This is a genomic window from Streptomyces sp. TAA486 (assembly GCF_000426165.1).
The window spans coordinates 243,432-264,942 of record NZ_AUEV01000014.1; the positions used below are offsets into that span (position 1 = coordinate 243,432).

Consider the following 21,511-nt stretch of genomic DNA (forward strand, 5'->3'; position numbering starts at 1 on the left):
CCACAAGAGAGGCACAGTGAAGCGGTTCCCGTCGTCCGGGCGACGGGAACCGCTTCGCGTCTCGCTCACACAGCCGACACCGGGACCGGCCCGGTCACGGCCGTACAGGCCGCATACGGGCCGCGTCCCGCAGAACCGCACCGCGCCCTTCGGGGGGCGGTGTGCCCGCGGTTCGCCGTTCCATGCCGGTCACGCCTGAGGCTTCCGCCCCAGAGCGGCCATCACCTCCTGCACGTTTCCGTACTTGTCGCCGCCCCTGGGCAGCTCACGCACGGTCTCCACCAGGAAGTCCGGTGCGTACTGGTCCATGAGCGTGCGCTTGAGTCCTTCCCGGCCCGCCGGGAAGGCAGCACGGCCGAGATGCCGCGCCAGTTCGGAGCGCAGGGCCTCGTCCTCCACCTCCTCGCGGTCGGTCGAGCGCAGTCCCTGCTGCACGGGGTGATCCGTGATCTCCGGGTCGTCGTCGGCGCCGGGCTCGGGGTCGTCCCACTCCTCGGCCCTCGTGGGGTGCCCGGACCGGATCCAGCCCTGCATCTCCCGCTTGGCCTCGTCGTCCCGGTGGACATTCAGCCGGCCACTACCGCGTTGCATGTTGTCCGCCACCGGCTCCACCTCCTTCCGGTGCTCCTTCGTGCGGCCAGCGCAACAGCGCCCCGAGACCGCCGTCCGGCAGGTCCCGCGGCACACCTTCGGGTACGTCGGAGTCCCGTACGCACAGCACATCGGCGCCCGTCGCCGCCGCCGCTCGCAGCAGCGCGTCATCGGCGCGTGCCGGGGAAGGCTCGGTCGCGCCCAGGTACGGGGATTCGCTGCGGCGCTGCGCCAGCTGGCCGGGCTCGTCGCCCACCCAGACCTCGCGGCGCGTGTCGGGGCCCTCGGGCCGTACGAGCAGCACGCCGATGCGGTGCTCGCGCGCCGCCTCGACCAGTGCCGGCACACCTTCGGCCGCGCCGATCCGGCCTTCGCCACCCGGTGCGCGCCCGGCCTGGAAGCGTTCCATGACGTCGGCCACCCGCTGCCGCGCATAGTCCGCCCGCGCGTTCGCGACCTCTTCCGCGAGCAGCTTCCGGCCGCCCGCGGTGTTCGAGGCGGGCCCCTTGGCGTGGCTGTCGGCGCGTACGCCGTGCTCCGCGTGGACGGTACGTCCACGCAGGTCGGGCGGCAGATGTGCGTACACGGAGTTGCGTTCGCGCGCCTCACCGGCCAGCACGAGCACCTCCGCTCCGCACCTCTCCCAACGGACGCGCAGCTCGTCGGCGATCTCCGCGGCGTTCTGCTCCCAGGTGTTCTCGACCCTCGTCTGGAAGTGCTGCTCCGACCAGTCGGCCGACGGGGTGCGGTGCAGCGGCCAGTCGCTGCCCGTGACGCCGCCGGCGGGCTGTGCGCCGAGAGAGCCGGTCAGCTCGAATTCGGCGCCCTTGCGGTCGATGTAGGCCACGAGCGCCGGAGGATCGCTGTCGGCGAGTTCGACGAGAGGGCCCGTGTGCGGGAGCGGCTGCCAGACGGCGATCGGGCCGCCGCCGGGCGGTGACGCTGTGAGCTCCGTGTCGAGGACGACCTCGCCCTGGGTGGCGAAGACCGCGTGAGCGGGGGGTTCCGGGCCCCGGCTCAGCGATATGAGCCTGTCGTACACAGCTCGGCACGTGGCGTCGTCAGCTCCTGCGTCCTTGAGCTGGTCGCGCGCCGATTTGGCGTTGAGCTCGTGACGGGCGGCTGCGTCCTCGGAGGCCGTGCGGGTGTCGAAGTAGACCGACGCCCAAGGGCCCTTGCGCTCGAAGAGCGGACCGAGGAATCCGAGTTCCATTGATTCCCTCCTTGGATCGCCGAGGCCGGGTACCCGTACGGTCGCGGACCACACGAAGCGAGCCGGCACGTGCGTCGCGGCAGGTCGGCGGCAGGTGGGCGCAGACGCAGCACGAAGCACGCAGAGTCACGAGAGCAGCACGAGAGCGACACCGAGAGAGGGAGCCCCATGGGAATCGATCCCCGCGAGCTGTCCGACGCGGAGCTTCTCAGGGAACTGGAGACCATTCACCGCACCCGGCACGACACACTGCTGCACGCACCGAAGGACGCGCTGTCCGCGCACAGCGTCAGGATGGCGGAGCTGGAGTCCGAGTATCTGCGCCGCCACCCGGACCGCCAGATCACGCCCGGCCGCACGAGGGAGGGCGCCCGGGCGCGGGAGGCGTGACCCGGGAAGACGGCGGACGGCAACGGTGCGTGTGCGGGTGACGGGCCCCCGCACACGCACGGCGTGCCGACCGCATGGCCGAACTCCGCCCGGCACCAAGGAAGTTCGTCCCATGCCCCGGTGGCGTCGCTCAAGGTGAGTTCGCCTGAAGGGACTTGGGCCGGGTGGAACGGTGAGGTTCAGCTGCTTGCGTCCTTCGCGGCACGTTCGCGCTCATCCTCGCGTCCGTGCTTCTTCGACTTCTTCGCCCGCTTCTCCGTGCCGGAGTCATCGCCGGTCTTCTCGCCGCGGGCCTCGTCGTTGGGGTGCTTCTTGCTGTTCTTCCGGTCCTTCCGGGATGCCTTCGCGTCCTTTCCGTCCTTCGAGCCCTCCTCGTCGTGGGCGGCGGCGGTTTCGTCCCGCTCCTCTTTCCCGTCCGACGGATGGGGCCTGCTGCCTGGCAGGAACTCCTGCAGCTTCGCCTTGAGACCCTGCTTGACCACGGCCTTGCGGTCGGTGTCGCCCCTGACGATCGACGCCACCGTGGCCTCGATCTGGTCCCAGTCGGCGTGCGGCGGGATCGGCGGCACGGAGGGGTCGGTCATGAACTCGACCACGGCCGGTCCGCCCGACTCCAGCGCCTGCCGCCATGCGTCCTCCACATCCTCCGGCTTCTCGGCCCTGATGCCGGTCATGCCGAGAGTGCGGGCGAAGGCCGCGTAGGAGACATCGGGCAGGGACTGCGACGGCACGAACTGAGGCGAGCCGCTCATGGCCCGCATCTCCCAAGTCACCTGGTTCAGGTCGCGGTTGTTCCACACGCCGATCACGAACCGCGGATCGTCCCAGGACATGCGGTACTTGGCGAGCGTGACGAGTTCGGCCATCCCGTTCATCTGCATCGCGCCATCCCCGACGAGCGCGACGACGGGCCGGTCGGGGTGGGCGAACTTCGCGCCGATCGCGTACGGAACGGCGCAGCCCATCGTCGCCAGCGTCCCCGACAGGGAGCCGCGCATGGTGCCGCGCATGGTCAGGTGACGGGCGTACCAGTTGGTCGTGGATCCGGAGTCGGCGGTGATGATCGCATCGTCCGGAAGCAGCGGATCGAGGCAGTGGGCGACGTATTCCGGGTTGACCGGGTCCGCGCTCACCTTGGCGCGCCGCCGCATCACGTCCTTCCAGCGGTCGACGGAGGCCATCAACTCCTCCTGCCACTCGCGCCCTTCCTCCTTCTGCCGGAGCTTGGGCAGCAGCCGCCGCAGGGTGGACCTGGCGTCGCCGATGAGGTTCACCTCGTACGGGTAGCGCATCCCGGCCATGTGCGGGTCCAGGTCGATCTGGACGGCGCGGGCCTTGCCGTACGGCGGCAGGAACTGGCTGTAGGGCAGGCTCGATCCGATGGTGAGGAAAGTGTCGCAGTCCCGCATCATCTCGTAGCTGGGACGGCTCCCCAGCAGGCCGATGGGGCCGGTGACGTACGGCAGGGTGTCCGGCAGCACGTCCATCCCGAGCAGCGCCTTCGCCACGCCCGCCTGCAGCATCCCGGCCGTCTGCTGCACCTCGGCCTGTGCGCCGCGTGCGCCCTGACCGGCCAGGATGGCGACCTTCTTACCGGAGTTGAGCACCTCGGCTGCGTGGTCGAGGGACTCCTCGGTGGGCTCGGTGCGCCATCCGCTGCTGCCGAGACTCGAGGGAACCATCTTGAACTCGTGGCCGGGCGGCCGGTATTCGAGATCCTGCACGTCGGAGTGGACGATGACCGCCGTCGGCGCACGGCGGGCGTACGCGGTGCGGATGGCGCGGTCCAGGACGTTGGGCAGCTGCTCGGGGACGGTGACCGTCTCCAGGAACTCCGAGGCGACATCCTTGAAGAGGGAGTGCAGATCGACTTCCTGCTGATACGAGCCGCCCATCGCGGAGCGCGCCGTCTGGCCCACGATGGCCACGACGGGCACGTGGTCGAGCTTCGCGTCGTAGAGCCCGTTGAGCAGGTGGATGGCGCCCGGGCCCGACGTCGCGGTGCACACCCCGAGCGTGCCGCGGAACTTGGCGTACCCGACGGCCTCGAACGCTGCCATCTCCTCGTGCCGCGACTGGACGAAGCGCGGCTCGTTCTTGGCCCGTTCCCAGGCGGCGAGCAGGCCGTTGATGCCGTCGCCGGGGTAGCCGAAGACGTGCTCGACGTCCCACTCGCGCAGCCTGCGCAGGATGTAGTCGGAAACCTTCTCGGACATGGATCGCGCTCCTTTCCCGTGTGCCGGCCGCGCCGGCAGGTTCGGGTTCCGGTCCCCCGCTCGTCTGCTTCCGGGCCCCGGCCGGTCCCAAGAACGGCCGGGGCATGGCCGGCGTCAATTCTCCGGCCTCGATGACTTCTGGGTGCGCCCGAGCACAGGGCGTCCTCGCGGACCGGCGCGGACCCGGCGGGCGTGGACGGAACCGCGTCCGGTGTCCCCGGCATCGACGTCACCGGCCGGCCCGGCTCCTCCAAGTCGGCGGACGCGGGCAGCGGAATCCATGGCCGGGTGGATCCCGGGTCCTCCGCCGCGGGGGCACGTGATGACGCCCGAGGAGGACTCAGGTCCTCGCGGGCCGGAAGGTGTCCGCACGTCGTCGCTGTCGCAAGGCATGCGGCCCCGGGTTACCGGGCCGGGAGGCAGGAAACCCGCCGGTCCTGCCACGGCCATTCGGGGTGGTGGACCCAGGTGGGTGCCCTAAGACACAATGCCGAAGCGGACGTTGACGTTTGCTGTTGGAGGTGAGGGGCAGCCGCAGAGTAGTGCTTCGGCAAGAAGGCACATCCGCGGGAGCGGGAGTTCTCTCTCCGCTCAGGGCCGTTGATTCCGGTCCGTCCGCTGGTGCTCTTCTCCCGCGGTGTCCGCAAATGCGTAACACCTAGGGAAGGCCAAAGCACATGACTTCCGCAATGACCCGCACCAAGCGTGCGCGCCATCCGCATGATGACGCCCCTGATACCGCGGCGGACTTCCGCCGTATCGTCTCCCTGCCCGAGGGGCGGGAGAAGGAAGAGCTCAAGCAGCGGGTCGTCGAGGCGTGGATGCCGATGGCGGAGCGTCTCGCACAGCGCTTCCGCAACCGTGGGGAGACGCTGGAGGACCTGCAGCAGGTCGCTTCGCTGGGCCTGGTCAAGGCCGTGCGCCGCTACGATCCCGACCGCGGCAGCGCTTTCGAGAGCTTCGCGGTACCCACCATCGTCGGCGAGGTCAAGCGGCATTTCCGTGACCACATGTGGGGGCTGCATGTGCCGCGCCGGGTGCAGGAACTGCGTAACCGGGTGCGCACCAGCCGCCGTGAGCTGAGCCAGACGATGGGCGAGCAGAGCCCGTCGGTGGCGCAGATCGCCGAGCACGCCCGGATGTCCGAGGAGGACGTGCTGGTGGGCATGGAGGCGCTGGAGAGCTACAGCACCCTGTCCCTGGACGCCGAGCTGCCGGGCGCGGACGACGGGTACTCCCTGGCGGACACGCTGGGCCGCGCCGAGCCGGGCTTCGACAATGTCGTCTACCGCGAGTCGGTCAAACCGCGGCTGGAGCGGCTGCCGGAGCGTGAGCGTCGCATCCTGTACATGCGGTTCTTCTGCGACATGACGCAGACGAACATCGCCGACCAGCTCGGCATCTCCCAGATGCATGTCTCGCGCCTCATCAGCCGCACCTGCGACCGCCTCCAGCACGAGGTCGACGCCGACACGGAACGCGAACCCGAACCCGAACCCGAACCCGAACTCGCCGCGGCCTGATCCGGCGCACCGGCATCCGCCGGGCGAGCGGCCCGTCACATCTCCGCCCAGGTCGGTGTGGCGGGCCGCGTACGCGGTCGGTACGGGTCACCGCCCGGCCCGAGTTCACCGCGTGCTCCGGGTGGGCCGGGCAGCCGAACCCGCCCGTTCATGGCAGAACCCCGAGCTCCACGGCCTGCAACGGGCCCCCCGCAACAGTTCCGGAAACCGTGGTCGCGGTTGCTGACGTCCCGACACCCGGCATGCGGCTCACGAGGCGCGGCCAGATCACCTGCCCGTCGCCGCTCGGGCACCGCGATGTTCACGAAGCCCTCCGAAACTGCACACATGCGGCCGTTTTCCGTCCGTCGCCCCGGGCAGCCGAACGCATGTGGAAGACCAGCAACCGCTCGGCGCCCTCGAGCGCCCCCAGCACGAGGCTCTCCTCTCCGCGATGCCGCTCGCGGAGCCGGACGACCGGGGGACGGTCCGGGAAACCTTCTGCCGCGGATTCAGCGAACTCGCGGAGCAGGCCGTCGTCTCCACCTCCGGGAGCTGCGCGGCCGCCGTCACGCTGACCGATCCCGAGGGCGGCCCGCTGACCGAGACCCCCGAGGGGCGCGCCTCCGCCGTCACACATCCCGAGGTGTCCGAACTGGTCGCCGTCCAGTGGGAGTCCGAAGAGGGCCCGGTGCCCGAGGCGCTGGAGAGCGGCGAGCCCGTGTTCGTCAGCGATGTGCGGCACGAGACGCGGTGGCCCCGCTACCGGGCCATGGCGCTGCAGCGGGGCCTGCGCGCGTGCGCGACGCTTCCGTTCCGCCACGAGGGTGCCGTGCTGACCGTCTCCGTCTACGCCTTCCGCCCCGACGGGCTGAGCGGGGTGGTCGAGGGGAAGAGCGCGGAGCTCGCCGGCCTCGCCGAGCAGGTCGTGCGCAGCCGCGGGCGCGGCGCGTAGCGGCAGGCGCGCAAGCCGCACCCCTGCGCCGAGCGCCTACGTGTCGTCATGCCTCACCGTCGGAACGTCTGCGAAGGTGGACGTATTGTGCGTTTGTCCGATTCGCCGCCCTACGGATGACATCGGGCGGCACGACGGCCGGAGGCGTGAGCGATGGAGGGCAACGACGGCTTCCGGCAGGCACGCTCCGCCGCAGCCGTCGCAGCTTGCGGCTACTGGCACCGACGCGGCATGGAGACCCGTCCGGACCAAGTGGTGGCCGCACCCGGGGCCTCTCTTCTGCTCTTCGCGGTGCTGGCGGCGACCGGCTGCGGCACCGTCCTGATGCCCAGGCCCGGCGAATCCTGGTACGCGCACCCCGCCCGCCTGCTGGGCCGTCCACTGCACACCGTGCCCGTACCGGCCGAGTGCGGGGGAGTGCCCGATCCGGTTGCCCTGCGCGAGACGGTCCGGCGTGTGCGCACCGAGGGGCCCGAGCCGCCCCGCGTCCTGGTGCTGTCCGTGGCGGACGACTGCACCGGCACCGCCGCGCCACCCGAGCTGCTGCACGAGGTGATCGAAGCCGCGGGTGACGAGCGGCTGCTGGTCGTCAGCGACGAGACATGGCGGGAGACGGCACACGCGCCGCACAGCACCGTCGTCGTCAGCCCCGCCGAGATGGTCCATGGAGGCCGCGAGACCGACGAGGTCGTCGTGCTCGCGGACCTCGGGGAGACCCTGCTGCCGCACGGCCTGGCCGCCGGCATCGCCCGCTTCCCGGCCAGCGGGAGCGGGCAGGGTCTCGCCGAATCCGTGCGAGGGGTGCTGAAGTCGCTGCGTACCGGGCTGACCGGCCCGGACGACGCCGCCGTCGCCGACGCCCTCACCGAACCCGAGTCGCTGCGGGCCCGCCGCGCGAGCACCGCACGCGCATACGGGGCGGTCCTCGGCGGGCTGCACCGCGTCGTCACGGAGGCCGGGGCGCTGTGCCGCCCGCCGCGCGTCGGGCGGCACCTCTACGTCGACTTCGAGCCGGTGCGGGCCCGTCTCGACGCCCACGGCGTCCGGGACTCGCCCGGCCTGGAGGCTCAACTCGTGCGGATGTTCGGGCCGTTCGTGTGTGGCGGGCACCGCTTCGGCGACGATCCGCAGGCGCTGCGGGTGCGGATGTCCAGTGGGCTCGTCGCGGATTCGGACCCGCCCGGATCCCCGGCATCACCCGGTGTCGGCCGGGCACTCGATTTCGTGAAATCGGCCCTTACCGAACTGACGGCCCTCCGGGGGTGACTGTGGAACCGACGGTGGAACCGGACCGGACGCTGACCGAACGGGAGACGGAGACAGCCGAGAAGGCACCCCCGCGTGTGCCCGCCAGGCCCGTCCGGCCGGCACATGTGGAGCCGCCGCTGCTGGTTCCCGTCGGGGCCAAGCGGTTCTGGCCGCGGACCTTCGCGCACCGGCTGACCGCGCCGCTTCCCGGCGTACAGGCCCTGCTCCGCGTCGCACGTGAGGGGTCGATGCGGCCGGCGCCCGAGACGCTCGGCGACATCGCGCGGCTGCCGTACGAGCCGGGTCCGCTCCCCGCCGCACGACCGGGCACCCTCGCCGTGACGTGGGCGGGGCACGCGAGCTGGGTCGTCCGCATCGGCGGTCTGACGGTGCTGACCGACCCGGTCTGGTCACACCGCATCCTCGGCACCCCCGCCCGTGTCACGCCGCCCGGCCTGCCGTGGGCGGACCTGCCGCGCGTCGACGCCGTGGTCATCTCGCACAACCACTACGACCATCTCGACGCGCCCACGCTGCGCCGACTCCCGCGCCGTACACCCCTGTTCGTCCCCGCCGGGCTGGGCCGCTGGTGCCGCAGAAGGGGCTTCAGGAGCGTGACGGAGCTGGACTGGTGGGAGGCCGCGGAGCTGCCCGCGAGCGACGGCGGCCGCGTCCGCTTCGAGTTCGTCCCCGCACACCACTGGTCGCGTCGGACGCTGACGGACACCTGCCGTTCGCTGTGGGGCGGGTGGGTGCTCACGCGATTCGGCAAGGGGCCGGGAGAGCAGAGGGCCAGGCGCGTCTACTTCGCGGGGGACACCGGCTACGGCCGGTGGTTTTCCGAGATCGGCCGCCGCTGTCCCGGAATCGACGTGGCGCTGCTCCCGGTCGGCGCGTACGAACCGCGCTGGATGCTCAGACCGGTGCACACCTCGCCCGAGGAAGCGGTGCGGGCCTGCACGGACGTGGGGGCGCGCGCCATGGCGCCCATGCACTACGGGACGTTCCTGCTCTCGGCGGAGCCGCCGCTGCAACCGCTGGAGCGGGTGCGTGCGGCGTGGGCCGCGGCGGGACGGGCGCGCGGAGATCTGTGGGACCTTCCCGTCGGGGCGTCACGGGCGCTGGAAGGGTGAGCCTCTCGGGCGGACGCGGGTGCCGCGTCGGTCGCGGATCCTCGCGGACGGTGCTCAACTCGCCCTGAACCGCCGCCATATGGTCGGAGCGACGCTGATGATCACGGTGAGGGCGACCGCCGCCGCCACCCCCTCCCACGGTTCGGGGAAGACGGAGCCGCTGAGAAGCCCGATGAGCTGGTAGACCACGGTCCAGGCGAGGCAGGCGGGGAAGTTGCCGCGGACGAATTCGCGTGTGCGCATCCGCGCGAGCAGACAGGCCAGCATGACGGGTATGCGTCCCGCGGGTATGAGCCGCGAGACGATCAGCACGGCCACCTCGTTCTCGTGGAGTCTGTCCTGGGCCTGGCGCAGACGCTCCGGGGGCGCGTGTTCCCGCAGGCGCTCCAGCCAGCGCGATCCGTGCTCGGAGTCCACGCCCCGCCGGCCCAGCGAGTACAGCGTGACGTCCCCGAGGAACGCGGCGGCCGCGCCCAGTCCGAACACCGCCGCCAGGCCGAGAACCGGCACGCTCTGGTGCAGGGCCAGGACCGCCGCGAGGCTGACTATGGAGCCCGTGGGAATCACCGGCACCAGCGAGCCGAGCAGCACCAGGACGAACAGGGAAGGGTAGGTGACGGCCTGCTGCGTGGACTCCGGAGGTGTCACGGCGCCCGCGCCGAAGCCCGCCTCCGCGAGCATGAACTGAAAGGACATCAGGCCCCCTCCAGCGTCATGCTCTCACCGTGTCCCAGCCGGTGGACCGTGACCCCGGGTGCCAGCATCCCTGCCTTCCGTACGAACTCGTCGCCGGGCGCGTGGAATTCGTGCGGCCGCACCGCGTCCATGCCGATCGGCCAGTACGTGCCGTAGTGCACCGGAACCGCCGTGCGCGGGCGCAGACGTACCAGGGCCTCGGCGGCACGCTCGGCGTCCAGGTGCTCCGGACCCAGCCACGGGCCCCAGCCCCCGACCGGCAGCAGCGCCGCATCGATGGTGCCGACCGCCTGCGCCATGCCGTCGAAGAGGCCGGTGTCGCCGGCGAAGTAGGTGCGGGCGGCGCCCTCCACCACGTATCCGAGCGCGGGTGTGCGGTGCGGCCCGTACGGAAGGCGACGCCCGTCGTGGGCAGCGGGCACCGCGCGTACCGTCACGTCGCGGACGGCGACCCTTTCCCCGGGGCCCACCTCCTCGAGGCGCAGCAGGGACCCAAGTCGCCGCAGCCGCGGCACGGCGCCCAGTGCTCCCCGAGGCAACAGGACGCGCGTGCCGGGCGTCAGCAGTGTCAGCGAGCCGAGATGCAGATGGTCGGCGTGGAGGTGGGACACGAGCACCACGTCGGCGTGTGCGGCAGCGGGCGGCGGCAGACTGCCCCGTCGTCTGCGCAGGTGGGCCATGCGCCGCACCAGCAGCGGATCAGTGAGAACCGTCACTCCGGAGTCCCGCACCGTTGCCGTGGCGTGCCCCCACCACGTGACTTCCACCGGCACCTGTGCTCCTCCTCATGTGGGCCGTGTGACTGGCCGCGTGCTTCGAGCGTATGCGCCGGCGCACGGGGACGGGACGGGCGCTGTGCCACGAGCCGGGCGCAACGTGGAGAATTGGAGAATATCCCTCGCATCGGGTGGGTTCTCGTGTCCTGAGGTGTGCGAGTGGATCAGGGAGAGTTGGGAGTCAGCATGCCGCTGCGGATCTTTCCCCCGGCCCTGCCGGGGGGCACCCCACGGCGCTTGCGGTCCTTCGGAGCCGCTGTGCTGCGGGTGCTGGCCGTGTGGCTGGTGAGCACCCTCACGCTGCTGGCGCTCGCGGGCATCCTTCCCGATTTCCGGCTGCAGTCACCGGACGGCGACAGCGCCACGTTCATCGCCACCACCGCAGCCATAGGAGCCGGCGTCTTCGGCCTGCTCGGAGCGGTGGTGTGGCCCGTGCTGGTGCGGGCCCTGCTGCTGGTGCCGGCGCTCGTACTGGGCACGCTCGTCTTCTTCCTCAACGGCTCCCTGCTGTGGCTGGCTCTGTCACTCGTGCCGTACGGAAGCGGTTCGGCCGAGCCCGGCACCGCCGTGGTCGTGGCCGCGGTGATGTCCGCCGCGTCCTCCGCCACCAGCACGGCACTGGCGGTGCGCGACGACGGCGCCTACCGTCGCCGCCTGGCCCGCCTCACCGGCCGCAGGCGCCGCCGCGAGGGCCTGGGCCCGGCGCCGCGCACGCCCGGAACGGTCTTCGTGCAGCTCGACGGCGTCGGTCACGACCTGCTGCGCGAAGCAGTGTGCGGGTCGGAGAGCGAGCCTCCGCTGATGCCGGCCGTCGCCGAGATGTACGGCAGCACGCACCGGCTGACCCCCTGGCGCACCGACTGGCCCTCCCAGACCGGTGCCAGCCAGCTCGGCATCCTCCACGGCAGCAACAAGGACGTTCCGGCCTTCCGCTGGTACGAGAAGGAGTCGGGGGAGGTGCTGATCAGCAACCGCCCGTCCGGCGCCGCGGAACTTCAGCGCCGCGCGGTGGAGGAGACCGGCGACCGCGGGCTGCTCGCCTTCGACGGCGCCAGCCGGGGCAACCTCTTCAGCGGCGGCGCCAGCCAGGTCGCCCTGGTGGTCTCGGTGGCCGCTCGCCGCGACCGCGAGAACCGGTCCCGCGCGGGTTACTTCGCCTACTTCTCCGACCCGGCCAACGCGACCCGTACCGCTGTGTCCTTCGTCGCCGAGGCGGTGCGGGAGCTGATCCAGGCCACGCGCTCGCGGCTGCGCGGTGACCGGCCGCGCGTGCCGCGCGGCGGGCTGTATCCGCTGATCAGGGCGTTCGCCACGGTCGTCCAGCGAGATGTGGTGGTCGCCGCCGTGCTCGGCGACGTCTTCAGCGGGCGCAGCGCCGTCTTCGCCGATCTGGTCGGCTACGACGAGGTGGCCCACCACTCCGGGCCGCGGGGCGGGGACGCCCGGCAGGTGCTGCGCAAGCTGGACCGGTCCGTGGCACTGATCGCCAAGGCGGCGCAGCGTGCGCCGCGCCCGTACCGCATCGTGCTGCTCTCCGACCACGGGCAGAGCGCGGGGGAGACCTTCCGCGCGTCCTACGGGCTGACCCTGGAGGATCTCGTACGGGCGGGCTGCGGGCTGCCCGTCTCCCGCCGCGTCGGGCGCACACCCAGCGGGGCGGAGGCGCGAGCCGCCGCCCGCGCGGCGCTGCACAGGCCGGAGGAGGGGCCGCAGAGCGAGGAGCGGACACCGTCCAGGAGCGAGGGCCCGGTGGTGCTGGCCTCCGGCAACCTCGGGCTCGTTTCCTTCGCCGACGTGCCGGGCCGGATGTCGAGGGAGCAGGTCGACAAGCGGCACCCGGCTCTGCTGCGTACGCTCGCCGACCATCCCGGCATCGGATTCCTGCTGGTGCACAGCGACCGGTACGGACCGGTCGTACTGGGCGGCGGCGGAGCCGAACACCGCCTGGACACCGGTGGGATCACCAGCGGCCCGGACCCGCTGGCTCCGTTCGGGCCCGGGGCCGCGGACGCCGTACGGCGCAGCGCCGGCTTCCGCAACGTGCCCGACATCGTCATCAATTCGGTGATCGATCCGGGGACCGGCGCCGTGCACGCCTTCGAGCAGCAGATCGGCTCGCACGGCGGGCTCGGGGGTGAGCAGAACGAGGCGTTCCTGCTCTCACCGCGCGAGCTGTCCGTCCCGACGGACGGTGAGGAACTGGTCGGGGCGGAGCGGGTGCATCTGGTCCTGCGCCGCTGGCTGAACGAGGCGGGGGGCAGAAATGTGCCGGCCACGCGTTCACCGGACGCGCTCGAGGCCGCGGACAAGGAACTCCCCGCGGCCCCGCCGGCGGCTCATCCCGCCTGAGCGCGATCCGCCGACGGGGCCGCGGGGAGCGGCACTTCAGCCGCGGAGTGGCGTGCCCACGTCGTGCAGATGACCCAGCGCCTCCCGCCACGAGGCGATCAGGCCCGTCTCGTGGTAGCCGATGCCCAGTTCGGCGCAGTAGTCGCGGACGATCACGCGGGCGCGGCGCAGATGCGGCGAGGGCATGCTCGGGAAGAGGTGGTGCTCGATCTGGTGGTTGAGGCCGCCGAGCAGCACGTCGGTCAGCGGCCCGCCACGCACGTTGCGCGAGGTGAGGACCTGCCGCCGCAGGAAGTCCGGGCGGTCGTCCCCGCTGAGTATCGGCATGCCCTTGTGGTTCGGGGCGAAAATCGAGCCGAGGTAGACGCCGAAGACGGCCTGGTGGACGAAGAGGAACGCGAACGCCGTCCCGGGCGGCAGGACGAGAAAGAGCGCCGCGAGATACCCCCCGAGGTGCGCGAAGAGCAGAGACCCCTCCAGCACGCGCTGCTTCATGTGGGCCTCGCGCAGGGCGCGGACGCTCGAGACGTGCAGGTTGAACCCCTCGAGGGTGAGCAGCGGGAAGAACAGCCACGCCTGGTGGCGCCCGATGAAGCGCGGCAGCCCCGTGGCGGCGCTCGCCTGGCCCTGGGACCACACGAGGATGTCCGGCCGGACGTCCGGGTCGAGCTCCTCGTGGTTGGGGTTGGCGTGATGACGGGTGTGCTTGTTCATCCACCAGCCGTAGGACATCCCGATGCCGAGGTTGCCGACGATGCGGCCGCCGATCTCGCTCGGTCTGCGCCGGGTGAAGACCTGACGGTGTGCGAGGTCGTGTGCCGCCAGGGCGAGTTGGCCGAAGACCAGCCCGAGGAAGCCGGCCACCGCGAGCTGCCACCAGGTGTCGCCGAGGACGAGGAAGGCCGCCCAGCCGCCCGCCGCCGCCAGGCCCACCAGCGTCAGCCGCAGCGTGTAGTGGCCGGGGCGGCGCCGCATCAGTCCCGCCTCGTCGATCCGCGCGTACAGCCGCGCGAAGTCGCTGCCCTGCCGCCCGGGCGGTCCTTCCCCGTGCCCGTGTCGGGGAGCCGTGGTCGCTGTCGTCGTCCGTGCCGCCGTTTTCGCTGTTGTCGCCGGTGTCGTCATGCACTGAAGCCTCCCGGCGCGGGGGAGGGTGCCGACAGCCGTGCAGCCCGCCTCTCACCAGGGGTGTCCGCCGCAGCACGGAGGTGTCGCCAGGTGCACCCCCGTACGGGGGCGGGCCCGCGGGCACCCCGGCGCGGGGCCGGTCTCAGAAGTCCTGCGAGGACTCCTGAGCGGAGTAGTCCCCACCGTGCATCCGCAGCAGGTGCGTGTGGCGCACCATCCTGATGACCGGCCTCACCAGAAGCTCCACACTGCCGAAGACGAAGCACCAGGTGCCGGCCGTCTGCCAGTCGGGGGAGAAGAACATGACGCTGCCGACGAGGAACCACACGGCGATGAGGATGTCGTTGGCGATGCTCGCCGCCTCGTAGCGCCGGCGGATCGCGGCCTCCGCGGCCTTCACACGGAGCGTCAGCGGCCGTTTGCCGTTCCCGTGGGAGGGCTGACGGGGGCCTGTCTCGGACACCTTGGTCCTCCTGTCACGTCACGCGTCGCGGGAACCGTGTGTCCAGCTCAGCAGGTCCGTGGCCGTCCAGGTGTTGATGACGCGCTCGGCAGGCACGCCGCACTCCGCCGCACGGACGCACCCGTTGATCTGCCAGTCCAGCTGGCCGGGCGCATGGGCGTCGGTGTCGATGGAGAAGTGGACGCCCGCGTCCACGGCCTGACGCAGCAGACGGCGGGGCGGATCGAGCCGTTCCGGGCGGCAGTTGATCTCCACGGCGGTGCCGGACTCGGCACACGCCGCGAAGACAGCCTCCGCGTCGAACTCGGACTCCGGGCGGCTGGAGCGCAGCCTGCCCGTGCAGTGCCCCAGCACGTCCACGAGCGGGTGACGCACGGCGGCGACCATGCGGCGTGTCATCTCCGCGGCCGGCATCCGCAGTTTGGAGTGCACGGACGCCACGACCACGTCCAGGCGGGCCAGCAGCTCCTCGTCCTGGTCCAGCGACCCGTCCAGGAGGATGTCACACTCGATGCCGGTCAGCAGCCTGAACGGAGCCACCTGTTCGTTGACCTCCGCCACCACGTCCAGCTGTTCCCGCAGCCGGTCGGCGGACAGGCCACGGGCCACCGTCAGACGGGGCGAATGGTCCGTCAGCGCCGTCCATTCGTGGCCGAGTTCGGCGGCCGTACGGGCCATCGTCGCGATGGGACTGCCGCCGTCCGACCAGTCGGAGTGCATGTGGCAGTCGCCCCGCAGCGCCGAACGCAGGCCCCGCGCCTCCTCGGTGACCGGGGTGTCGTCCACGGTCGTCGCCTCCGGCCGGGACTCTTCCTCGCTCTCCAGCTTCGCGAGATAGCCCGGGACCTCGCCGCGCAGCGCCTCCCGTACGACCTGAGCGGTCTTGGGGCCCACCCCTTTGAGTGATTCGAGCTGCCCTGAGGCCGCGCGCCGCTCCACCTCCTGCGGTCCCAGGCCCGTGAGCACCTCGGACGCGGTACGGAAGGCCCGCACCCGGTAGGTGGGGGCCAGCGCGCGTTCCAGCAGGAAAGCGATCCGGTCCAGTGCCGTGATCGGGTCCACCGGTTGCCCCTCCTCGCCGTGCCGTAGCCGTGTGCCCGCGGGACCTGCCGGGGCCTCGCGTCGACGTCCTCATCTTCCACGGTGTGGCACCTGGGCGGGGAGGGGCGCGCGCCGCTGCGACGAGGGACCGCCCGGAGTCGGCCGGCCTTACCCCTGAGGTAATCGACCGTTCCGCCGGAGAGGCCGAAGGTGGTTCCACCGAGTGGCACCCTCCGAGAAGGGACATCGCATGAATCGCTATGAGACCGCCGTGAACCGCTACTTCGACGCCTGGAACGCCGACGAGGCCGGCAGCCGGAAGAGTGCCGTCGCCGCCGCCTGGACCGCGGACGGCTCCTACACCGACCCCCTCGCCGACGCACGGGGCCACGACGAGCTCGCCGGTGTGATCGCCGCCGTGCGGGAGCAGTTCCCCGGGTTCAGCTTCGTGCCGACCGGCACCGTCGAGGGCCACCACGACACCGCCCGCTTCAGCTGGGAGCTGCGCGCCGACGAGGCGCCGGCGGGGGAAGAGGCACCCGTCGCCGGATCCGATGTGATCACGCTCGCCGAGGACGGACGCATCCGCTCCGTGCTCGGCTTTCTGGACCGGGTGCCCGAGGCCGCGGCTACGGCATGAGCAGCTGAAGGTCCTTGGCCGTCTCCGGGCCGGCGGGCAGGAACGTCTCCACCGCCAGCTCGGAGACCGTCACGTCCATGGGCGTGTTGAAGGTCGTGACCGCCGAGAGGAAGGCGAGCCTGCGCCCGGCATGCTCGATGACCATCGGAAGCGCGAACGGGCTCGCCTCCCCGACCGTCTCTTCGCCGCCGGGCGGCAGCGGGTAGGCCGTCACCTCCTCGTACAGGGCACGCAGCGACTCGGACCTCAGCAGCGCCAGCTGCCGCTCCATCTGGTGGAGCAGATGGCCGCGCCACTCGCGGAAGTTGACGATCCGCCGGGCGAGCCCGTCCGGGTGGAGCGTGATGCGCATGGCGTTCACCGGCGGCTCCAGCAGCCAGGGTGCGACGCCGTCGAGCAGCATCACGATGCCCCGGTTGGCGGCGAGCACCTGGTAGGCGCCGTCCAGGGCGAGAGCCGGGTAGGGCTCGTACGCGGTGACCATGCGCTCCAAGTCCGCGCGGAGGTGCTCCAGGGCGGGGGAGTCGAGCGGCGTCTCCGGGTAGTGCGGTGCGTAACCGGCGGACACGAGCAGGGCGTTGCGCTCCCGTACGGGCACCTCCAGCTGTTCCGCCAGGTTCAGCACCATCTCCCGGCTGGGACGGGAGCGGCCCGTCTCGATGAAGCTGATGTGCCGGGAGGAGGAGTCGGCCCGCAGGGCGAGATCGAGCTGGCTCAGCCCCGCACGCTCCCGCCAGCTCCGCAGCATGGGCCCGGCGCTGCTGTCACCGGTGGCGGAGGTGGTCATGGACCAAGGGTAGGCCTCCCGTCGGTCGGGGACCCGCGGGGCCAGGTCCTAGGCTGGTGGGACGCCGTCAAGCACGCCGCAACAGAAAGCGAGAGACCCTCATGGCTCCCGAACCGCTGACCCGGCAGCAGACCGACGACGCACTGGCCGCGCTTCCCGGCTGGAGCACCGACGGCGACAGCATCACCCGTACGTACTCCTTCGCGAAGCACCTGCCGGCCGCCGCGATGGTGGTCCATGTCGCCGCGATCCAGGAGGAGCTGAACCACCATTCGGAGATGTCGCTCGGCTACAACAAGCTGTCCGTCACCGTGAACACGCACAGCGTCGGAGGGCAGGTCACCGCGAAGGACATCGAGCTGGCCCGCCGCGTCGAGGAGATCGCGGCGGGACACGGCGCGAGCTAGCAGGTCAGCTCGTGCTCAGCTTCAGCTGGTACGCGGAGAGCGGCTCGGCGACCGGCTGGTAGTAGGTCGTGCCGCCCGTCGAGCAGTCGCCCGATCCGCCCGATGTCGTCCCCTGAGCTTGGTCGCCGGAGACGAACGGCCCGCCCGAGTCGCCCGGTTCGGCACACACGGAGGTACGGCTCAGCCCCCGGACCGTGCCCTCCTCGTAGGAGACGGTGGCGTTGTGCTGCTCGATGGTGCCGCAGCGCCAGCCGCTGGTCGACCCGGAACGGCAGACCGAGGAACCGGACGGCATCCGCTTCGACCCGGCGACGGACAGGTTCACGGCGCCGGGGCCCTTCACGTACGGCTTCGCCCGCCAGCCGCTGTTCACCGCGACCCAGCCGTAGTCGTCGCCCGGGAAGGACCGTGCCTGGACGGTTCCTTGGGCGGCCCTGTTGTGGCCCGTCGTCTTCGCGCCCGCCTTTCCGCAGTGCCCGGCGGTGAGGAACCCCTCGGTGCTGCCCTTGGTGACGGCGAAACCGATGGAGCAGCGGGTCGAGCCGGAGGTGTAGTAGGCGTCGCCGCCGCGCAGATCCTCGACATAGGTGCGGGGTTTCTCGGTGGACTGGGTCACCCGGACCAGTGAGGCGGACGCACCGCTGCGGGCGAGGAAGTCCTTGGCCGCCGCGGGCTCGTTCGCCCGTACGACGACGCTGTTGCTCCGTACGTCCACCGCCCACACCGAGGTGCCGCGTGGCGCGCGCTTGACCGCCGAGGTGTCGAGGGCGCTCTTCGCGGACTCCAGGCTGACGAGGCTGTTCTCGACCACCTTCGGTTCGGCGCCGGCTTCCTTGATGGCGGCCATGTCGCCCCGGTCGGTCGTCGCGACGACGAGCTTCGAGGTCGCTCCCGTGACCCAGGCGCCTCCGAAGTGGCTTCCCAGCTCCTCGCGCAGCTGCTTCTCGACGGCGACGGCCCGCTCCTCGTTGGCGATCCTCTTCTTGGCGTCGGCGGTGGTGATACCGAGGTCCTTGCTGATGCTCTTGAGCATCCCCGGCGCGATCTCGGGGACGGGCGTCGCCGCCGTGGAGGCAGCGGAGCCGGGAGGAGAGGGCTCACCCGCGGTCGCGGGCATCACGGCGATGCCGAGGGCGCCGACGGCCATGGCCGTGGCGGCGAGGACCGGGAGCTTACGGGGCATTGGCGCTCTCCTCGTGTCGCTGGTGCACAGGCATTCTGTGACCATGCCTCAGCGTCCGGCCGACGCCTGGGGCGCACCACCCGTGGGGAGACCAGATGGACGTACGGTGCCACCACTCGGGCGTCCGTCCGCCCCGTCCGCCCCGTCCGCCCCGTCCGGCGGCCCGTGCCGCACGGACCCCGTGAATCCGTGCGGCACGGGCCTGTCTCTCCGGCGCCTCCTGGTACCTGCCGTGCCTCTACTTCGGGGGCATCAGGACAGAGTCGATGATGTGCACCGTGGCATTGGCCGTCCTCACGTTGCCGCAGCCCACCGCGGCCTCGTCGTTGACCTTGTAGGAGTCACCGGAGCCAGCGGTGGTGATCTCCTCCTTCGCCAGCGTGGAGTAGGAGCCGTCGGCCAGCTTCTCCTTCGGAAGCTCCTCGCCCACCACGTGGTACGTCAGGACCTTGGTGAGCATCTGCTTGTCGCTCAGGACCTTCTCCAGGTCGGCCTTCGGGATCTTTTCGAAGGCCTCGTTGGTCGGAGCGAAGACGGTGATGTTCTTCGAGCTGTTTAGGGTGTCGACCAGGCCGGCCTTCTTCACTGCGCTCACCAGCGTGGACAATTCGGGATTGTTCGAAGCGGCGGTGGCGACGGGGTCCTGCGCCATGCCCGCGAAGCTGCCCTTGCCGGTCTTGGGCACGGCCTTGCAGGCCGGTCCGAACTCGCCGCTCGCCGCCTGCTCCGGCTTCTCCTTCTTCCGGGACTCGGAGGACTTCTTGCTGTCCGCGCTGCTGCTCGTGCTGCCGCTGTCGTCCGAGCAGGCCGTGATGCCCAGCGGCAGCACTGCCACCGCGGTGATGGCCACGATGGTCCTGCGGATGCGTGAGGTGTTCATCGTTCTCTCTCTTTCTGTACGGGGTGCTGGAATCCGGGCCGGGGTCAGGTGCGTCGGGTCACGTCACGTCGACCACCACCGAGTGCCGTCCTGTGGCGCCGTCGGGTACGGTCCCGGCGCGCTCGGCGGTCTGCGTCTCGCCGTCCTTGTCGGTGGCCCGCACCTGAAGCCGGTGGCTGCCGGGTTCGGCGGGCCACTCCCACATCCACTGGCGCCAGGTGTCGTGGCTGTCCTCTTCCGCCGGCCGGGCCCGCTGCCAGGGGCCGTCGTCGACCCGCACCTCGACCCGGCCGATGCCCCGGTGCTGCGCCCAGGCCACGCCGGCGACGCGCACCGTGCCTGCCTTGACGGAGGACAGCGGCCGGGGGGTGTCGATGCGGGACTGGGTCTTGACCGGCGCCTCGCGCGCCCAGTCCCGCCGGACCCAGTAGACGTCGTAGTCGTCGAAGGTGGTCAGCTCCAGCTCCCGCAGCCACTTGCACGCCGACACGTAGCCGTACAGGCCGGGCACGACCATGCGGACCGGGAAGCCGTGGGCGAGGGGCAGGGGTTCGCCGTTCATGCCGACGGCGAGCATGGCGTCGCGCCCGTCCATGACCGTCTCCACCGGGCTACCCAGCGTCATGCCATCCACGGAGCGCGCCACGAGCTGGTCGGCCCGGCCGCCCTCGGACGGCGGACGCACGCCCGCCTCGCGCAGCAGGGTGGCCAGCGGCACGCCGAGCCAGGCCGCGTTGCCGGTGTAGGAGCCGCCGACCTGGTTCGAGACGCAGGTCAGGGTGATGTGCCGCTCGATGAGTTCGCGTTCCAGCAGGTCAGTGAAGCCGAGCGTCAACGGGCGTCGCACGCCCTTGCCGTGGATGCGCAGCCTCCACTCGCCGACATCGATGCGGGGGACGGCCAGCGCGGTGTCGACACGGTAGAAGTCCTTGTTGGGCGTCGTGAACGGAGGCACGCCGTCGATCCCCAGGTCGGCGCCCCGCGGTACGGGCGCCGCCCGCGAGTGCGGCGCGGGAAGGGACACCGAGGCGCGTGAGGCCGCCGCCCGTACGCGTTGTGAGGTGCCCAGCCGGCGGCCGAGCAGGCCCGCACCGGCCGAGCCCACGGCGACGGCACTCGCCGCCAGGGCGAAGCCCCGCCGGTCGAAGGCGCCCGGCGCGGGCGGGGGCGCCGGCTCCCCGGGCGGCCGCGCGGCCGCCTCACCGCGTGTGTCCCCTCCCGCCGGCGTGGTGATCTCCGCGGCGGGCGGCGGCTGTTGGGCGAGCCGCCCGGCCAGCAGGTACAGCACGAGGGCTCCGGCGAGGGCGCCCACGACGGAAGGCACCGCGTCCAGCGGCCCGGCGTCCGGCCGCTCCACCGCCGCCCACGCCCCGACCAGGCCGAACACGAGCACGCCGGCCGCGCCGGTACGCCGCCGGTGGAGCGCGAGCAGCCCGAGCGCGAGGGCGAACAGCAACAGCAGCGCCCCGATGCCCAGTTGGAGCGCGAGCTTGTCCTGGCTGCCGAAGGTCCTGATGGCGAAGTCCTTGACCTCCGCCGGGGTCCGGTCGATCACGGCGCCGCCGACGGCCGTGACCGGGCTCGCCCCGGGACGCACGGCCACCGACACCGGTTCGGCCACCGCCAGCGCCGCGAATCCGGCCAACAGTCCGCCGAGCATGCCCAGCCCGGCGCGCAGCAGGCGCCGTTCGCTCCGGCCGGTCGCCTCGGCTGCGAGGGGTGCGCGGCGGGCCGCCTCCGTGATCGGTTCTCGGTCCGTGTCCACATCCCGCATTCGGCGCCCGAGCGCCGCGGGATTGGCCCGTCCGGCGAAAGAATCGCAGTTCAAGGCCCATGGAAGAAAGTCAGTTCCGCGACCAAGCCGCCGCCCGTCCGGCTCCGAATGAGGTCGGAGAGGGCAGTGTTCGCCCCCGTAC

Annotated in this window: 20 protein-coding genes; 8 read left to right on the forward strand and 12 right to left on the reverse strand. The window is 71.7% G+C overall.

The genetic code is table 11. The features are described from left to right. Window positions 1-189: 189 nt before the first annotated feature. The gene (locus tag I004_RS0119955; RefSeq protein WP_028436956.1) at window positions 190-591 is read right to left on the reverse strand and encodes a DUF2795 domain-containing protein; all 402 of its coding nucleotides are present in this window, start codon (window positions 589-591) and stop codon (window positions 190-192) included. Continuing rightward, window positions 578-1,804, reverse strand: a complete 1,227-nt coding sequence (locus I004_RS34965; RefSeq protein WP_051345220.1) for a baeRF2 domain-containing protein — start codon at window positions 1,802-1,804, stop codon at window positions 578-580. The genes I004_RS0119955 and I004_RS34965 overlap by 14 nt, the downstream gene beginning before the upstream one ends. Before the next feature lie 168 nt (window positions 1,805-1,972). Here I004_RS34965 and I004_RS0119965 point away from each other — a divergent pair, with 168 nt between their 5' ends. Further along, window positions 1,973-2,194 carry a DUF6158 family protein gene (locus I004_RS0119965; RefSeq protein WP_028436957.1) on the forward strand — a complete coding sequence of 74 codons (222 nt, stop codon included), beginning with the start codon at window positions 1,973-1,975 and terminating at the stop codon, window positions 2,192-2,194. A gap of 179 nt (window positions 2,195-2,373) precedes the next feature. On the opposite strand, the gene I004_RS34970 is transcribed toward I004_RS0119965, so the two are convergent. Further along, complete coding sequence (locus tag I004_RS34970; protein WP_078511478.1) at window positions 2,374-4,410, reverse strand: thiamine pyrophosphate-requiring protein; 2,037 nt, start codon at window positions 4,408-4,410, stop codon at window positions 2,374-2,376. A 677-nt stretch (window positions 4,411-5,087) separates the two neighbouring features. Between I004_RS34970 and I004_RS34975 the strand changes: the two genes are divergently transcribed. The 4 genes from I004_RS34975 (at window position 5,088) to I004_RS0119990 (ending at window position 9,248) form a co-directional block, all read left to right on the forward strand. Further along, complete coding sequence (locus I004_RS34975) at window positions 5,088-5,933, forward strand: SigB/SigF/SigG family RNA polymerase sigma factor (RefSeq protein ID WP_051345221.1); 846 nt, start codon at window positions 5,088-5,090, stop codon at window positions 5,931-5,933. A gap of 370 nt (window positions 5,934-6,303) precedes the next feature. Next, window positions 6,304-6,867 (forward strand): GAF domain-containing protein, encoded by a 564-nt coding sequence (locus tag I004_RS37625; RefSeq protein ID WP_051345222.1) that lies wholly within the window; start codon window positions 6,304-6,306, stop codon window positions 6,865-6,867. A gap of 153 nt (window positions 6,868-7,020) precedes the next feature. Further along, a complete protein-coding gene (locus tag I004_RS34985) occupies window positions 7,021-8,133 on the forward strand; it encodes an aminotransferase class I/II-fold pyridoxal phosphate-dependent enzyme (RefSeq protein ID WP_051345223.1) in 1,113 nt (370 codons plus the stop codon). A gap of 77 nt (window positions 8,134-8,210) precedes the next feature. After that, complete coding sequence (locus I004_RS0119990) at window positions 8,211-9,248, forward strand: MBL fold metallo-hydrolase (RefSeq protein ID WP_051345246.1); 1,038 nt, start codon at window positions 8,211-8,213, stop codon at window positions 9,246-9,248. A gap of 54 nt (window positions 9,249-9,302) precedes the next feature. Here I004_RS0119990 and I004_RS0119995 read toward each other — a convergent pair whose 3' ends face one another. Continuing rightward, the gene (locus I004_RS0119995; RefSeq protein WP_486580140.1) at window positions 9,303-9,944 is read right to left on the reverse strand and encodes a DedA family protein; all 642 of its coding nucleotides are present in this window, start codon (window positions 9,942-9,944) and stop codon (window positions 9,303-9,305) included. Further along, window positions 9,944-10,717, reverse strand: coding sequence for an MBL fold metallo-hydrolase (locus I004_RS0120000; RefSeq protein WP_028436960.1), 774 nt, complete (start codon window positions 10,715-10,717; stop codon window positions 9,944-9,946). The genes I004_RS0119995 and I004_RS0120000 overlap by 1 nt, the downstream gene beginning before the upstream one ends. A 189-nt stretch (window positions 10,718-10,906) precedes the next feature. On the opposite strand from I004_RS0120000, the gene I004_RS34990 reads away from it, so the two are divergent. Continuing rightward, window positions 10,907-13,069 (forward strand): phage holin family protein, encoded by a 2,163-nt coding sequence (locus I004_RS34990; protein WP_051345224.1) that lies wholly within the window; start codon window positions 10,907-10,909, stop codon window positions 13,067-13,069. A 36-nt stretch (window positions 13,070-13,105) separates the two neighbouring features. Here the strand turns inward: I004_RS34990 and I004_RS34995 are convergent, their stop codons facing one another. The 3 genes from I004_RS34995 to I004_RS0120020 all read right to left on the reverse strand — a co-directional run bounded on the left by I004_RS34995 (window position 13,106) and on the right by I004_RS0120020 (window position 15,719). Beyond that, window positions 13,106-14,191: an acyl-CoA desaturase gene (locus I004_RS34995; RefSeq protein WP_051345225.1), complete on the reverse strand. Its 1,086-nt coding sequence runs from the start codon at window positions 14,189-14,191 to the stop codon at window positions 13,106-13,108. Window positions 14,192-14,336: 145 nt separating this feature from the next. After that, window positions 14,337-14,657 (reverse strand): YrhK family protein, encoded by a 321-nt coding sequence (locus I004_RS0120015; RefSeq protein WP_051345226.1) that lies wholly within the window; start codon window positions 14,655-14,657, stop codon window positions 14,337-14,339. Between the two features lie 18 nt (window positions 14,658-14,675). Further along, window positions 14,676-15,719, reverse strand: coding sequence for a PHP domain-containing protein (locus I004_RS0120020; protein WP_028436962.1), 1,044 nt, complete (start codon window positions 15,717-15,719; stop codon window positions 14,676-14,678). A gap of 229 nt (window positions 15,720-15,948) precedes the next feature. Here I004_RS0120020 and I004_RS0120025 point away from each other — a divergent pair, with 229 nt between their 5' ends. Next, window positions 15,949-16,338, forward strand: a complete 390-nt coding sequence (locus I004_RS0120025; RefSeq protein WP_028436963.1) for a nuclear transport factor 2 family protein — start codon at window positions 15,949-15,951, stop codon at window positions 16,336-16,338. Here I004_RS0120025 and I004_RS0120030 read toward each other — a convergent pair. Next, window positions 16,328-17,125: a helix-turn-helix transcriptional regulator gene (locus I004_RS0120030; protein WP_028436964.1), complete on the reverse strand. Its 798-nt coding sequence runs from the start codon at window positions 17,123-17,125 to the stop codon at window positions 16,328-16,330. The two genes, I004_RS0120025 and I004_RS0120030, sit on opposite strands and share 11 nt — an antisense overlap. 101 nt (window positions 17,126-17,226) lie before the next feature. On the opposite strand from I004_RS0120030, the gene I004_RS0120035 reads away from it, so the two are divergent. Next, window positions 17,227-17,532 carry a 4a-hydroxytetrahydrobiopterin dehydratase gene (locus I004_RS0120035; RefSeq protein WP_028436965.1) on the forward strand — a complete coding sequence of 102 codons (306 nt, stop codon included), beginning with the start codon at window positions 17,227-17,229 and terminating at the stop codon, window positions 17,530-17,532. Window positions 17,533-17,536: 4 nt separating this feature from the next. On the opposite strand, the gene I004_RS0120040 is transcribed toward I004_RS0120035, so the two are convergent. From I004_RS0120040 to I004_RS0120050, 3 genes are all read right to left on the reverse strand, one after another. After that, a complete protein-coding gene (locus tag I004_RS0120040) occupies window positions 17,537-18,715 on the reverse strand; it encodes a trypsin-like serine protease (protein WP_028436966.1) in 1,179 nt (392 codons plus the stop codon). A gap of 238 nt (window positions 18,716-18,953) precedes the next feature. Next, window positions 18,954-19,595 (reverse strand): fasciclin domain-containing protein, encoded by a 642-nt coding sequence (locus I004_RS0120045; RefSeq protein WP_028436967.1) that lies wholly within the window; start codon window positions 19,593-19,595, stop codon window positions 18,954-18,956. Window positions 19,596-19,653: 58 nt separating this feature from the next. After that, the gene (locus I004_RS0120050; RefSeq protein WP_078511481.1) at window positions 19,654-21,369 is read right to left on the reverse strand and encodes a molybdopterin-dependent oxidoreductase; all 1,716 of its coding nucleotides are present in this window, start codon (window positions 21,367-21,369) and stop codon (window positions 19,654-19,656) included. Window positions 21,370-21,511: the final 142 nt, after the last annotated feature.